This window comes from Martelella mediterranea DSM 17316 (genome assembly GCF_002043005.1).
Classification (GTDB): domain Bacteria; phylum Pseudomonadota; class Alphaproteobacteria; order Rhizobiales; family Rhizobiaceae; genus Martelella; species Martelella mediterranea.
This window is the reverse complement of the sequence record NZ_CP020330.1, coordinates 3,644,810-3,658,015: the sequence shown is the minus strand read 5'-3', so window position 1 is coordinate 3,658,015 and position 13,206 is coordinate 3,644,810. Positions and strand designations below refer to the sequence as shown.

General features: G+C 62.6%; 15 protein-coding genes. 11 read left to right on the top strand and 4 right to left on the bottom strand.

Annotated features, from left to right (window positions below):
- The first annotated feature begins 2 nt into the window (after positions 1-2).
- Genes Mame_RS16980 through Mame_RS16940 form a run of 9 tightly spaced genes read left to right on the top strand, consistent with a single transcriptional unit; the run spans position 3 to position 5,596 of the window.
- Positions 3-887 (top strand): cytochrome c oxidase subunit 3, encoded by an 885-nt coding sequence (locus tag Mame_RS16980; protein ID WP_018066521.1) that lies wholly within the window; start codon positions 3-5, stop codon positions 885-887.
- 60 nt (positions 888-947) lie between these two features.
- Positions 948-1,229, top strand: coding sequence for a GNAT family N-acetyltransferase (locus Mame_RS16975; protein WP_018066520.1), 282 nt, complete (start codon positions 948-950; stop codon positions 1,227-1,229).
- 37 nt (positions 1,230-1,266) lie between these two features.
- The gene (locus Mame_RS16970) at positions 1,267-1,653 is read left to right on the top strand and encodes a DUF983 domain-containing protein (RefSeq protein WP_018066519.1); all 387 of its coding nucleotides are present in this window, start codon (positions 1,267-1,269) and stop codon (positions 1,651-1,653) included.
- Complete coding sequence (locus Mame_RS16965; protein ID WP_085986580.1) at positions 1,646-2,374, top strand: SURF1 family protein; 729 nt, start codon at positions 1,646-1,648, stop codon at positions 2,372-2,374. Before Mame_RS16970 ends, Mame_RS16965 begins: the two co-directional genes overlap by 8 nt.
- Entirely contained in the window at positions 2,367-2,846 is a 480-nt protein-coding gene (locus Mame_RS16960; RefSeq protein ID WP_018066517.1) for a mismatch-specific DNA-glycosylase, read from the top strand. Before Mame_RS16965 ends, Mame_RS16960 begins: the two co-directional genes overlap by 8 nt.
- A gap of 5 nt (positions 2,847-2,851) precedes the next feature.
- Complete coding sequence (gene ispH, locus Mame_RS16955) at positions 2,852-3,847, top strand: 4-hydroxy-3-methylbut-2-enyl diphosphate reductase (RefSeq protein WP_018066516.1); 996 nt, start codon at positions 2,852-2,854, stop codon at positions 3,845-3,847.
- 4 nt (positions 3,848-3,851) lie between these two features.
- Entirely contained in the window at positions 3,852-4,820 is a 969-nt protein-coding gene (locus Mame_RS16950) for a homoserine kinase (RefSeq protein WP_018066515.1), read from the top strand.
- The gene (rnhA, locus tag Mame_RS16945) at positions 4,817-5,269 is read left to right on the top strand and encodes a ribonuclease HI (RefSeq protein WP_018066514.1); all 453 of its coding nucleotides are present in this window, start codon (positions 4,817-4,819) and stop codon (positions 5,267-5,269) included. The genes Mame_RS16950 and rnhA overlap by 4 nt, the downstream gene beginning before the upstream one ends.
- Positions 5,270-5,287: 18 nt before the next feature.
- Positions 5,288-5,596, top strand: coding sequence for a Dabb family protein (locus tag Mame_RS16940; protein WP_018066513.1), 309 nt, complete (start codon positions 5,288-5,290; stop codon positions 5,594-5,596).
- A 6-nt stretch (positions 5,597-5,602) separates the two neighbouring features.
- Here the strand turns inward: Mame_RS16940 and Mame_RS16935 are convergent, their stop codons facing one another.
- The 3 genes from Mame_RS16935 to Mame_RS16925 form a co-directional block, all read right to left on the bottom strand.
- Positions 5,603-6,703, bottom strand: a complete 1,101-nt coding sequence (locus tag Mame_RS16935; protein ID WP_018066512.1) for a hypothetical protein — start codon at positions 6,701-6,703, stop codon at positions 5,603-5,605.
- A 323-nt stretch (positions 6,704-7,026) separates the two neighbouring features.
- Positions 7,027-7,512, bottom strand: a complete 486-nt coding sequence (locus Mame_RS16930; RefSeq protein ID WP_018066511.1) for a peroxiredoxin — start codon at positions 7,510-7,512, stop codon at positions 7,027-7,029.
- Between the two features lie 35 nt (positions 7,513-7,547).
- The gene (locus Mame_RS16925) at positions 7,548-8,360 is read right to left on the bottom strand and encodes a protein-disulfide reductase DsbD domain-containing protein (RefSeq protein ID WP_018066510.1); all 813 of its coding nucleotides are present in this window, start codon (positions 8,358-8,360) and stop codon (positions 7,548-7,550) included.
- A gap of 141 nt (positions 8,361-8,501) precedes the next feature.
- Here Mame_RS16925 and Mame_RS16920 point away from each other — a divergent pair, with 141 nt between their 5' ends.
- Together Mame_RS16920 and Mame_RS16915 are read left to right on the top strand one after the other, a co-directional pair.
- Positions 8,502-9,113 (top strand): YqgE/AlgH family protein, encoded by a 612-nt coding sequence (locus Mame_RS16920; protein ID WP_026173775.1) that lies wholly within the window; start codon positions 8,502-8,504, stop codon positions 9,111-9,113.
- Between the two features lie 68 nt (positions 9,114-9,181).
- The gene (locus Mame_RS16915; protein ID WP_018066508.1) at positions 9,182-10,246 is read left to right on the top strand and encodes a zinc-binding metallopeptidase family protein; all 1,065 of its coding nucleotides are present in this window, start codon (positions 9,182-9,184) and stop codon (positions 10,244-10,246) included.
- Positions 10,247-10,310: 64 nt separating this feature from the next.
- Here Mame_RS16915 and Mame_RS16910 read toward each other — a convergent pair whose 3' ends face one another.
- On the bottom strand, positions 10,311-13,202 hold the full coding sequence (locus Mame_RS16910; RefSeq protein ID WP_051085153.1) for an EAL domain-containing protein: 2,892 nt from the start codon (positions 13,200-13,202) through the stop codon (positions 10,311-10,313).
- Positions 13,203-13,206: the final 4 nt, after the last annotated feature.

Sequence of the window (13,206 nt, the reverse complement as noted above, 5' to 3'; positions counted from 1 at the left end):
GAATGGCAGACGCGCATCACAAGAACCACGATTATCATATCATCGACCCAAGCCCCTGGCCGCTGGTCGCCGCCATCGGCACTTTCCTGCTGTGCTTCGGCGGCGTCGGCTACATGCGCTATCTCAGCGGTGGTTCGTTCAATATTCTCGGCCTCAATCTGGCCCAGCCCTGGCTGCTGCTGATCGGTTTCGCGGTCATCATCTATGTGATGTTCGGATGGTGGTCGGACACGATCAAGGAAGGGCGCGAGGGGCATCATACGCCGGTCGTCTCGCTGCATCTGCGCTACGGCATGATCATGTTCATCGCCTCGGAAGTGATGTTCTTCGTGGCGTGGTTCTGGGCGTTCTTCGACGCCAGCCTGTTTACCGGCGAGGCGATCCAGGCGGCGCGCGTGGAAGCGACCGGCGGAACATGGCCGCCGGAAGGCATTGCCGTCGTCGATCCCTGGCATTTCCCGCTCTACAACACGATCATCCTGCTGCTCTCCGGCACCACGCTGACCTGGGCGCATCACGCCCTGATCCACGGCGATCGCCGCGGATTGCTCCAGGGCCTGACGCTTACCGTGTTGCTCGGCCTGCTGTTTACCGGCGTTCAGGCCTACGAGTATTACGAGGCGCCGTTTGCCTTCAAAAACTCCATTTATGGCGCCACCTTCTTCATGGCGACCGGTTTCCACGGCTTCCACGTGATCGTCGGCACGATCTTCCTGATCGTCTGCCTGATTCGCGCGGCGCGGGGATCGTTTACGGCGGAGCGTCATTTCGGCCTCGAAGCCGCCGCATGGTACTGGCACTTCGTCGACGTTGTCTGGCTGTTCCTGTTCTTCACCATCTATATCTGGGGCGGATGGGGCGCGCCGTTGGCCGAAACCGGCCACTGAATTTGAAACAACCCTCCGCCGCCCATCGAGGCGGCGGTCGGCTTTTGGGAAAGGCGCATCATGGCCATACAGGAAGAAAAGACCGCATCGGGCGGCCGCTATTACACGGTCGTCGACGGCCACGAGGCCGAAATGACCTATTCCCGCAGTTCCGACCGCTTGATCATCATCGATCATACCGGCGTGCCGGATGCGTTGCGCGGCAAGGGCGTTGGCCAGGTGCTTGCCGAACATGCCGTCGAGGAAGCACGCAGGGGCGGCTGGAAGATCATTCCGCTCTGCCCGTTCTTCAGGGCGATGAGCGTGCGCAACCACGACGACTGGCAAGACGTCATCAAGTGAAGAGGCGCCTTCCGGCTTCAGGAAGGCTTTCAGGTTCATGCCCGCAGACCAAAATCCGCTCGCCCCGCTCATCCTTTCCGGTCTCAAGGGCCGCTGCCCGCGCTGCGGCAAGGGCCGGCTTTTCGATGGCTTTCTGGCCGTGAAGCCGGAGTGCGAAAACTGCGGCCTGAGCTACAGTTTCGCCGATTCGGGCGACGGGCCGGCGATCTTCGTGATGCTGGCCGTCGGTTTCCTGGTGATCGGTCTGGTGCTGTGGAGCGAGATTTACTATTCCCCGCCGTTCTGGGTCCATATCGTCATCTGGGTGCCGCTCGCGATCGCGCTGTCGCTTGCCGCGCTGCGCGCCTTCAAGGGTGTGCTGATTGTTTTGCAGTATCGCCACAGCGCCGCCGAGGGCGTGATCAAGCGCGATGACCATGCCTAAAAGGAAGTCGCTTGTGCAGGTGGTGGGGCTGGTGCTTGCCGCGCTCGCCTTCGTGACCCTGATCTCGCTCGGCAACTGGCAGGTGCGCCGGCTGCACTGGAAGGAAGCTCTGCTCGCCTCCGTCGAACAGCAGTTGCAGGCGCCGCCGATCACGCTCGCCGAGGCCGAGGCGCTGCCGAGGAGCGAAATCGAATACCGGCCGATAGTGGTGACCGGCCGGTTCGAGCATGACCGCGAGCGGCATTTCTTCGCGACCTATCAGGGCCAGTCCGGCTATTACGTCTATACGCCGCTCAGGCTGGCCGATGGCCGCGCGATCTTCGTCAATCGCGGCTTCGTGCCGTTCGACATGAAAGATACCGCGACCCGACAGGAAGGGCAGGTGACCGGCACGGTCACCGTGACCGGCCTTGCCCGCGACCGGCTCGACGAAAAACCCTCGTTTGCGGTGCCCGAGAACGATATCGCGCAGAACATCTTCTACTGGAAGGATATCGACGCGATGGCGCAATCGACCGGGCTTTCGGCCGATGAGGTCATGCCCTTTTTCGTCGATGCCGATGACGCCCCCAATCCGGGCGGCTTGCCCGTCGGCGGCGTGACCCGGATTTCGTTTCCGAACGACCACCTGCAATATGCGATCACCTGGTACGGGCTTGCGGCGACGCTTGCGGTCATCGTCGGCCTGCTTGCATGGCGCGGGCGACGGAAGAATGATTGATCTTCTGGCGCCGGGCCTCGATATCGTGTTCTGCGGCACGGCCAAGGGGCACATTTCGGCGCGCACCGGCTCGTTCTATGCCAACCCCTCCAACAAATTCTATCGCACGCTTCACGAGATCGGACTGACGCCGGAGCAGGTTTCGCCGAAGGATTTCCGCAAGCTCCTTGATTACGGCATCGGCCTTACCGATCTGAACCAGAGCGAAAGCGGCATGGACAAGGCGCTGACCCTGTCGGCCTTCGATATCGCCGCCTTCAAGGAAAAGATGCGGCATTTCCGCCCGAAGCTGATCGCGTTCACCAGCCTCACCGGCGCGCGAATCTATTTCGGGGACAAGAAGATAAGCTGCGGCCTGCAGCAGCGTACGCTCGATGGCATAGCTATTGCGGCGCTTCCATCCACGTCGGGCGCAAACGGGCATTGGACAAAGGACCGTCATCATTGGTATCAGTTGCCCGGAATGATTTGAGCGAGATGACCATGACCCCACTGACCATTCGCCTCTGCGGCCCGCGCGGGTTCTGCGCCGGCGTCGACCGGGCGATCCAGATCGTCGTGCTGGCGCTGAAGCGCTACGGCGCGCCCGTCTATGTGCGTCACGAGATCGTGCATAATCGCTATGTCGTGGAAGGGCTCGAGGCGCGGGGCGCGGTTTTCGTCGAGGAGCTCGACGAGATACCGGCCGAACACCGCGAGCAGCCGGTGGTGTTTTCCGCCCATGGCGTGCCGAAATCCGTGCCGGCCGATGCCGAAAGCCGCAACCTGTTCTATCTCGACGCCACATGCCCGCTGGTTTCCAAGGTTCACAAGCAGGCGATGCGCCATGAGCGGCTCGGCCGCCATGTGGTGCTGATCGGCCATGCCGGGCATCCGGAGGTGATCGGCACAATGGGGCAATTGCCCGAAGGCGCGGTGTCGCTGGTGGAGACGGTGGAGGATGCCGAGCGCTACCAGCCCGCCGATCCGGACAATCTCGGCTATGTGACCCAGACCACGCTCTCGGTGCAGGATACCGCGGACGTAATCGCCAAACTTCGCGAGCGGTTCCCGAACCTCACCGCGCCGTCTGCCGATTCGATCTGCTACGCCACCACCAACCGCCAGGAATCGGTGTCGGCGGCAGCGCCCGGCTGCGACCTGTTCATCATCGTCGGCGCGCCGAATTCGTCCAATTCCCGGCGGCTGGTCGAGGTCGCGAAACGGGCAGGGGCGAAGGAGGCGATCCTCGTCCAGCGCGCCGCCGAACTCGACTTCGATGCCATCGGCCCGATTCGCACGCTCGGCATTTCCGCCGGCGCGTCCGCCCCGGAAGTCGTGGTCAACGAGATCATCGAGGCGTTTCGCGCGCGGTTCGACACCACGATCGAACTTGCCGAAACCACGGTCGAGAACGAACATTTCCTCGTTAACCGCCAGCTCCGCGATGTCGAACTGACCGTCGAGGACATGGCCTTCGTCAACGGACGATAAGCATTTGGCCGTCTATACCGATATCAATGAAGACGATCTCCGGCAGTTTCTGAAAGCCTATGACGTTGGCGAACTCCTGTCCTATCGCGGCATCGCGGAAGGCGTCGAGAATTCGAATTTCCTGCTTCATACCGAGAAATTTCCGCTGATCCTGACGCTCTACGAAAAGCGCGTGGATGAGGGCGATCTGCCGTTCTATCTCGGGCTGATGCAGCATCTGGCCGATCGCGGCCTGTCCTGTCCGCTGCCGCTCGCCCGCGATGACGGCGAGCCCTATGGCAGGCTGTGCGGGCGTCCGGCGGCGCTGATCTCGTTTCTGGAAGGCATGTGGCTCAGAAAACCCGCCGCCACCCATTGCCGGGAATTGGGCGTGGCGCTCGCCCGCATGCATATCGCCGGCCAGGATTTCGAGCTCACGCGCAAGAATGCGCTGGCGCTCAGGGGCTGGGTCGATCTGTGGGATAAATCCGCCGCCCGCGCCGATGAGGTGCAGAAGGGTCTGGAGAATGAGATTACCGAGGAACTCGCGAGCCTTGAGGACCGTTGGCCGGTGGACCTGCCCGAGGGCGTGATCCACGCCGATCTGTTTCCCGACAATGTGTTCTTCATCGGCGACAAGCTTTCCGGGGTGATCGATTTCTATTTCGCCTGCAATGACTTCCTCGCCTATGACCTGTCGATCTGCCTCAATGCCTGGTGCTTCGAGAAGGACGGCGCCTTCAACGTCACCAAAGCGCGGGCGCTGATCGAGGGCTATCAGAGCGTGCGGCCCCTGGATAAAGAAGAGATCGAGGCGCTGCCGCTGCTGTGCCGCGGCTCGGCGCTGCGGTTCTTCCTCACCCGGCTCTACGACTGGTTGAACACGCCGGCGGGCGCGCTGGTGGTGAAGAAGGACCCGCTCGAATATCTGCGCTATCTGCGCTTTCATCGTTCTGTTGAAACTGCCAGCGAATACGGACTGGAGCGGACTTGAATAAAGAAGTTGAGATTTTCACCGATGGGGCCTGTTCCGGCAATCCCGGCCCCGGCGGCTGGGGCGCGGTGCTGCGGTACGGCGACAAGGAACGGGATCTGTGCGGCGGCGAAAAGCTGACGACCAATAATCGCATGGAGCTGATGGCCGCGATCGAGGCGCTGAAGGCGCTGAAGGAGCCTTGCACCGTGGCGCTTTATACCGATAGCGTATACGTCAAGGACGGCATTTCGAAGTGGATTCACGGCTGGAAGAAGAACGGCTGGAAGACCGCGGCGAAGAAGCCCGTCAAGAATGCCGAATTGTGGCAGGCTCTTGAAGCCGAGCGCAACAGGCACGATGTCACTCTGCATTGGGTGAAGGGCCATGCAGGCCATGAAGAGAATGAGCGCGCCGACGAATTGGCGCGTCAGGGGATGGAACCGTTCAAACAGGGGCCAGGGCGCTGAGGCGCTTCGGAAAACATCATGATCATGCATTGCGTATTCATACGATTTCGCCAGGAAACCGGGACCGAGGAAAAGCAGGCGCTCTACGATGAGATCGCCGGGCTGAAGCGCGTTCTTCCCGGCATGGTGGACTTCAAGTCGGGCGCGAATGTCTCGCCCGAGGGGCTGGACAGCGGCTATGGCGACGGCTTCGTCGTGACCTTCGAGGATTCAGCCGCGCGCGATGCCTATCTCGATCACCCCGATCACGCGGTCGTCAGCGAGAAGCTCGTCGCTGCCGCAGCCGGCGGAATTTCCGGCATTCTCGTCTTTGATATGGCGGTCTGAGGCGGATCAGGCCCAGAGCCGGACGATCATGCGTCCGGCGGGATAGAACAGAAACCGCCAGCCGATCCGGAGGACGCGATAGCTGAAATAGGCGGCCCCCGCGAGCCACATTGCGAAGGTCGCCGTCCAACTCGCCGCCGTCAGCATGATGCCGGCGAGCGAGATCGCGCCCGAGCCCAGCAGAAAGACGATGGCGCGGAAGCGCTTGCCGAAGCGGGTCGAGAGCTTGCCGAGCTTGGTCAGGTCTGCCGGCGTGTCTGCCACCTTCAACATGTCCGTGCCGGCCTTGAAGCCGTTCTTGGTCATGACCGTGCCGACCTCCATGGCCGCATCCTGCATCTTGACCAGCGGTTTGGTGTCGAGCGAGCCTGCCAGCACCCGCCGTGCCGCCGGCACATTGCCGCGCTTGAGCAGCGGCAGGCTTTCGCGCAGCGCCGGGCCGCTGACGACCTGGCTGGAAAGCCGCGTGAAGGATCGGCGGAGCGGCGTGGCGATCGCGCCCGCCTTGCCGGCGGCCTTCAGCGTGCTCGTGCCGATCTTGGCGGAGGACGCCGAGCCGCCGGACAGCACTACCGCGCCGGTGATCGCAAGGCCCGCCACCGACAGGCCCAGGATCAGAGGATCATAGTCCTCGCCCTGGAGATAGGATCCACCTTCGATGATGATGTCGCGGACATCGCCGACCGTCGTCAGGTCGGTGGCAATCGCGCCCACCAACCCGACGGCGCTTTCCGGCTTGCCGGTCAGCGCGCCATCCCACAGCTCGTAGATCTGGTTGCCGAGGCTGCCGGCCTCCGAGACGGCGATCTCGACGCGCTCGCGCTCGGCGCCGTCGATCCGAACGCCGCGGCTGTCGGCAAGGGTGATGACGCTTTCGGCAAGATCCGGGTCGTCGCTGGCAAGCGCCTGGCGGATCGCGCGGTCGTAATCGGCGGGCGTGAGCTGATCGAGCCGATAATCCGTCAGCTTGACCGGGTCGTTGCGCAACGCGAGCAATTTCACGGATTCGATGCCGTTCGGCACCACGAACGGCGTGGAGACGATAAACGCCACGGCGAGAAGCGCGGTTGCCGTCCGCCGGACGGTTGTGCTGGCAACGCGTTGCATTCGGGCCCTCCGTTTACGGGCATCTTACCAGAGCCGATGAAGAATATGGAGTGGTTTAGTATTCGGAGAGAGCAATGTAATTCAATTAATATTAATTAATAAAAATGGTTTTAACTTCGAAAGTGTATTGTATTATCCGTAAAGTTGTTTCGCATGGCGTCGAGACCAGCATGCCTGCCGGCTTGCGGCGCCGCCAAACCTCGTTTGGTAATGCCGCGGACGCTTCCTGCCAAGTGTTGCGTCCGGGCATGAAAGAAGCCGGTCGGGCATCCCGGCCGGCTTCCGTTTTTTGAAGTGGCGTTTTCGCGAGAGCGAATGCGCGCTCAGAGCTGCCCGAGAATGGTGGCCGCTGCCGAAACCGTGGCCTCGCCGGGATTGTCCTCGACATTCAGCTCCTTCACCTTGCCGTCCTCGACCAGCATGGAATAGCGCTTGGAGCGCAGGCCGAGACCGGGGCCGGACATATCGAGGTCCATGCCGAGCGCCTTGGTGAATGAACCATCGGCATCCGAGAGGTAGCGAATCTTGCCTTCGCCGCCGGTGGCCTTGGCCCAGCCGCCCATGACGAAGGGATCGTTGACGGCCACCACCGCGATTTCATCGACGCCGCGGCTCAGAATGGCGTCGCGGTTTTCGAGATAGGTCGGAAGATGGTTGATCGAGCAGGTCGGCGTGAACGCGCCGGGAACCGCAAACAGCACCACGCGCCTGCCCTTGAAAATGTCGTCGGTGGAAACCTGCTCCGGCCCGTTTTCGGTCAGCTCGCGCAGCGTGGAGGAGGGCAGTGTATCACCCTTTGAAACAGACATGGAAAACTCCTTCTCGTGTCCTCTGGGGTCAAAACCTAAGGGGAGACCGTTTCAAACACAAGCGGCGTTTCCATGGCCCGGCCGCCCGCCTTGGCAAGCAACAGCCAGTCGCCGTCGACGGAATCCTGGCCGTCGGGAAGGGAGTCCACCGGTATGGTGATGGTGTAGAACCCGTCCTTCATCGCGCCCGCCGGGGCCTCGACGATAAAGCCGCCGCCGCTGGCGAGCGTGATTTCGGGGGCGTCGGCTTCCGGCAGGGCGAGCGCAAGCTCCAGGGCCTCGCCGGTGCTGACGGCGCGCTCGACGCGGAAATCGGCCGATGGCGCTTCCGGCAGCGTGGTTTCGGCGACGGCGAGGATCGCGGCATCGACCGCGCCGCCGTCATAGGTGGAGGCGGTGATCTCGAACGTCGTCTGGAACGGGATGCAGATGTCCTTGCAAAGCCCGATAAAGGCCGTGACGTCCATCTGGGGACGCGCGCCCGGAGCGGCCTTGAAGGTCAGCGGAAAGGTCACGGGCCCGTCATAACCCATATCCGTCATGCCGGCGAGGTCGATGCGTTTGGGCACCGGGTAGGCGATCGCTTCGAGCGTCACGTCGTCATTGCCGCTAATGGTGATCTGCGGGGGGATGCCGCTTTCGCCGGGCTCACGCCAGTAGGTGATGAAGCCTTCGGCGGGCTCCACCTGCAGCGCGGCGCGGATCGTGCCGTCCTCATCGGGCGTCGTCATGATCATGCGCATGCGTCCGCCGGAATCTTCGGCCCATTCGGTTTGTCCGGCGTGGGCGAGGCCCGTGAAAGCGGGCAGGGCGAGTGCGGCGATGATCAGGATGCGGCGTGTTTTCATGTCTGCTCTTTAGCGCAGCGGGCGGGGCGGGGATATGGCGCTTCGATGATATTGCGGACAATTTGATTTGAATATCGCGTGACCTTGCCCCATCTTGGTTTCATGCCTACGATGAATTTTGAAAGCGGCGCAAACGGTTCGCTGGAGATCGACGTGTTGGAGAACTTTGCAAAAGGGCGTGAGCGCGGGCCATTCGATGGCCAGTTCCTGATCGCCATGCCGCAGCTTGCCGAAAGCGAGTTCGAACGCAGCGTGATCTATATCTGCGCCCATTCCGGCGAGGGAGCGATGGGTTTCATCATCAACCGCGCCCAATCCGTGACCTTTCCCGAAGTCCTTCATCAGCTCGACCTCGTCGGGGAAGAGCGCGATCCGGAGATGCCGTCCCTGATCGATTTTCCGGTTCTGTGCGGCGGGCCGGTGGAACCCGGCCGCGGCTTCGTGCTGCATTCCTACGATTATTCCGGCGAGGGCAGTATTCCGATCAGCGACGATATGGCGATGACGGGAACGCTTGACGTGCTGAGATCGGTCGCCGCCGGCAAGGGCCCCGAGAGGGCGACGCTGCTGCTCGGCTATACCGGCTGGGCTCCCGGCCAGCTTGAAGCCGAGATCGCCAATAATGACTGGCTGACCTGCCCGGCGATCGAGGACATGGTCTTCGACCGCGACCTTGAAAGCAAATATGAGCGCGCGCTGTTTTCCATGGGCGTGCGGCCCTCGTCGCTTTCCACCAATATCGGGCACGCCTGAAACAATTCGGCCGGGATTCCCGTTTAGGGGCGTTCGCCAATGATGGCGCGCGCAATTACGAGGCCTCCATGAAGATCTTTGAATGTGATCATTGCGGGCAGACCGTTTACTTCGATAACGATACCTGCGTCGCCTGCGGCCATCGGCTTGGCTTTGCGCCGGATGATATCGCCCTTTATTCCGTCCGGCAGGGCGAGGGGGACCTCTGGCACAAGGCCGATGATGAGAGCCGGCGTTTCCGGCTATGCGAGAACACCGGGATCGGCGTCTGCAACTGGCTGGTGGACGAGGACGACGACGAGACCTTCTGCATGGCCTGCCGGCACAACAACCTGATACCGGACACCAGCACCGAGATCGGGCTCAACCGTTTCAAGCGCATCGGCGCCGCCCAGCGGCATCTGTTCTATTCGCTACTGCGCTGGGGCGTGGACACGCCGACGCGCAAGCAGGACCCGCAAAACGGGCTGGTTTTCGATTTCCTTGAGGACACCGTGGAGGCCGACGGTTCGCTCACGCCGGCGATGACGGGTCACGAGGACGGGCTGATATCGCTGAGGGCTGCGGAGGCCGATGATGTGACCCGCGAGATCATCCGCGACCAGATGAACGAGCCCTATCGCACCATGCTCGGCCATTTCCGCCACGAGGTCGGGCATTATGTCTGGGACAGGCTGGTGCGCGACGACGGACGGCTGGAGAGCTTCCGCAAGGTGTTTGGCGACGAGCGCGAGGACTATCAGGCGGCCCTTCAGCGTCACTATGAGAACGGCCCCCCGCCGGACTGGCCCGAGCACCACGTCAGCGCCTATGCGGCGACGCACCCCTGGGAGGATTTTGCCGAGAGCTTCGCGCATGCGCTCCACATCGTCGATACGCTGGAGACCGCGCGCGCCTTCGGCCTTGCGGTGGATGACGCCCGGCTCGAACCGCTCGGCGACCCCTATAAATGCGTCAGCGGCAAGCGCCTGGCCGAGGCGTGGATACCCCTGACAATCGCGATGAATGCGATTCATAAGTCAATGGGCCAGAAGGATTTCTATCCCTTCGTGCTCACCCCGGACATCGTCGCGAAAATCGACTACATCGTCACCATGCTGAACGGACCCAAAGCCGGAAAAGCGGCGGCGTAATTTCGATCCGCGCCCGGCAGGGCGATCCCCCGGCTTTCGCAAGCGCGGGAAAGCCCTGGCCGGATCAGCTTGCGCCGTTCTCGCGCACAAGACGGATCGCGGCGGAGGAGACGACCGCGGCCCCGTAGATCGGGCCGGTTGCATAGGTGCAGCCGGCTTCGGCAAAGGCTTTGGCATCGGCCTCATTGTCGAGGTCGCTGATCCCGATGGCCGTGCCGAGGCGCTCGGCCAGTTCACTGAAGGCCTTGACGATTTCCGCCTGCGGTTCCTGATTGTACTTGAAGATCGCGCTGTCGACATAGGTCGCGTCGAAACGGAAGCTCTTCAGCAGCGTCAGCGAGCCGTGGCCATTGCCGAAGCCCGACAGGGTAACGCCCACGCCGATGGTGCGCAGATACTGCAACGCCAGTTTCGCCTGCTCGGGTGCTTCCTGCACGATATCCTCGGGAATGGAAAACACGATCTGGCGCGGCGCGACTTCCGATTCCCGCACGATGCTCTCCAGCTCGATCAGCGTGCTGGTTTTCAGCATCTCGTTGCAGCTCAGCTCGACCATGACGAACGGGCGGGCATTGGCGACGGATTGCTGCCATCCCGCGAGATCGTTTGCGGCCTGACGGACGGTATAGAGGATGAGCTCCGCCGAGCGGCTACTTTCCCGGCTCAGCTCGAAAATCTCGCCGGCGGAGACATCGCCGCGCTGGGGATGCTTCCAGTTCAGCGAGCATCTGAAGCCCGCAAGCTTCTGCCCGTCGAACTTCACGATCGGCTGATAGAGCACCGTCATTTCCTGACGGTCGATCGCGCGGCCAAGGTCGCCTTGCAGCTGCTTGCGCTCGTCATCGAGCATTCTGAGCGCCGGACGATAGGTCTCGACCGTGTTGCCGCCCATGCGCTTGGCGCGTAGCATCGCCAGCCGGGCATCTTCGAGAAACGCCTCGGCGGTTTCATGATCATCGTGCCACGACGCGATGCCGATCGCGGCCGTGAGCGCGATCTCGCGGTTTTCGAACGTGATCGGCACATCGATCGCGGCGGTCAGGGCATCGGTGAATTCGGCGATCGCGTCCGGATCATTCTGGGATTGCAGGATGATCGCGAAGCTGCTGCCCCAGATTCTGGACAGCGTGTCCTCCGGCTTCAGCAGCCTCTGGATGCGGCGCGTGAGCGCGATCAGGATATTGTCGCCGGCGGCAAAACCAAGTGTCTCGTTGATCTCCTTGAAGCGGTCGATATCCGCCACGATCAGAGTCGGATGGAGATGCGGCGCCGCGCGCGACAATGCGATCAGCGACTGCAGCCGGTCGATGAGGATGGTGTGGTTCGGCAGGCCGGTGAGATTGTCGATCACCGCGTCCTGCAGCAGGCGCTGGGTGGAGACCTTGTGGTCCGTCTGGTCGTTCAGCGTGCCGACGCAGCGGATCACCTCGCCATCCGAACTCAGCACCGGCCGGGCGCGGATGGTCATGAAATGATAATGCCCGTCATTGGCACGCACGCGGAATTCGAGCTTCAGCCGGCCGCGCCGCCATTCGAGGAACAGGTCGAGGGTGGAGCGGAAGCGGTCGCGGTCGGCGGGGTGCAGATATTGCAGCCATGTCCGCGCGGGGCCGTTCAGCGCGCCGGGCGCAAGGCCAAGCTTTGGCGCGAAATCGGGTTCGGTGACGATCCGGTCTCGGCCGACATCCCAGTCCCATACGGTGGCGTCGGTACCGAGAAAGGCCAGCGCCTGACGTTCCAGATCGGAAAACAGGCCCGGCTGGTAGACCCCGCCGGCAAAGGCGTGCTGGATCACGGTAAAGCCGAGCAGCAGCACGATCAGAACCATGCCGCCGTCGAGCGCCGGCTGAATGATGTCGTTATCGATCCGGCCGGTCACCGCCATATAGCCGGCAAACAGCCAGGCCACGATCAGCGCCCAGGCCGGCATCAGCAGGATCGCCCGGTCATAGCGCCGGAAGCTCAGGTAGAACATCAGCACGATGCCGGCGAGCACGGTTGCGGCGAACGAGAGGCGCGCGATGCCGGCGGCCGCCGAGGGGTCGAACAGCGCCACCCCGAACAGCGCCATCAACAGCACGCCCCAGGCGGCCGTCCCGTAGCCGAGTTGGGCATGCCATCGCGCCAGATTGAGATAGGAGAACAGGAACACCACCAGTGAGAAGGCGATCGCGACATCGGCGCTCGCCCGCCATATGCGTTGATCTGCCGCCGACAACGGTATGATCTGGTTCAGGAAATTGAAATCGATCGCGACATAGAGCAGCACCGACCATGCCAGCATCGCCGTTGCCGGCAGTACCGACGTTCCCTTGACCACGAACAGGATGCTCAAAAACACCGCAAGCAGGCCGGCAATGCCGAGCACGATGCCGTGATAGAGCGTGAAGGCGTTTTCGGTGTCCTTGTAGGCCTCGGGCTCCCACATGTAGAGCTGCGGCAATTCGGCGGTGTTGAGCTCCGCCACGAAGGTGATCACCGATCCCGGATTGAGCGTGATCGAAAACACATCCGCATCGTCGCTGTTGACGCGGTTCAGCGCGAAGCCCTCGCTCGGCGTGATCGCCTCGATCCGCGACGAGCCGAGATCGGGCCAGAACAGGCCGGAGCCGACGAGGCGGAAATGCGGCGCGACGATCAGCCGGTCGAGCTGCTCGTCGGAAATATTGGCAAGCGAAAACACCGCCCAGTCGCCGGAGTGGTTGTCGCCGGCAGAGCGGACCTCGATGCGACGCCTGATGCCGTTCGGGTCGGGAACCGTCGAAATCTGGAACGTCTCGCCCTCATTGGGATAGAGCTCGACCTGCGAGGTCAGGTCGATGGCGACATCGCCGCGCGAAACTTCCACCGGTTCGAGCGCCAGGGCGGGCACGGCCACGGCGATCATCACGACGATCGCGCCAAGAAGGGCCAGGAGCTTGCGGCAGAACCAGGCGGTGAGGGGGGACATTGGCATCAGC

Excerpts from the sequence above, each read along its gene's own strand:
- ispH (WP_018066516.1), top strand. The coding sequence starts at position 2,852 with ATGACCATGACCCCACTGACCATTCGCCTCTGCGGCCCGCGCGGGTTC.
- Mame_RS16940 (WP_018066513.1), top strand. The coding sequence starts at position 5,288 with ATGATCATGCATTGCGTATTCATACGATTTCGCCAGGAAACCGGGACC.
- Mame_RS16970 (WP_018066519.1), top strand. The coding sequence starts at position 1,267 with ATGCCCGCAGACCAAAATCCGCTCGCCCCGCTCATCCTTTCCGGTCTC.
- Mame_RS16960 (WP_018066517.1), top strand. The coding sequence starts at position 2,367 with ATGATTGATCTTCTGGCGCCGGGCCTCGATATCGTGTTCTGCGGCACG.
- Mame_RS16935 (WP_018066512.1), bottom strand. The coding sequence starts at position 6,703 with ATGCAACGCGTTGCCAGCACAACCGTCCGGCGGACGGCAACCGCGCTT.
- Mame_RS16975 (WP_018066520.1), top strand. The coding sequence starts at position 948 with ATGGCCATACAGGAAGAAAAGACCGCATCGGGCGGCCGCTATTACACG.
- Mame_RS16910 (WP_051085153.1), bottom strand. The coding sequence starts at position 13,202 with ATGCCAATGTCCCCCCTCACCGCCTGGTTCTGCCGCAAGCTCCTGGCC.
- Mame_RS16965 (WP_085986580.1), top strand. The coding sequence starts at position 1,646 with ATGCCTAAAAGGAAGTCGCTTGTGCAGGTGGTGGGGCTGGTGCTTGCC.
- Mame_RS16930 (WP_018066511.1), bottom strand. The coding sequence starts at position 7,512 with ATGTCTGTTTCAAAGGGTGATACACTGCCCTCCTCCACGCTGCGCGAG.
- Mame_RS16980 (WP_018066521.1), top strand. The coding sequence starts at position 3 with ATGGCAGACGCGCATCACAAGAACCACGATTATCATATCATCGACCCA.
- Mame_RS16915 (WP_018066508.1), top strand. The coding sequence starts at position 9,182 with ATGAAGATCTTTGAATGTGATCATTGCGGGCAGACCGTTTACTTCGAT.
- Mame_RS16925 (WP_018066510.1), bottom strand. The coding sequence starts at position 8,360 with ATGAAAACACGCCGCATCCTGATCATCGCCGCACTCGCCCTGCCCGCT.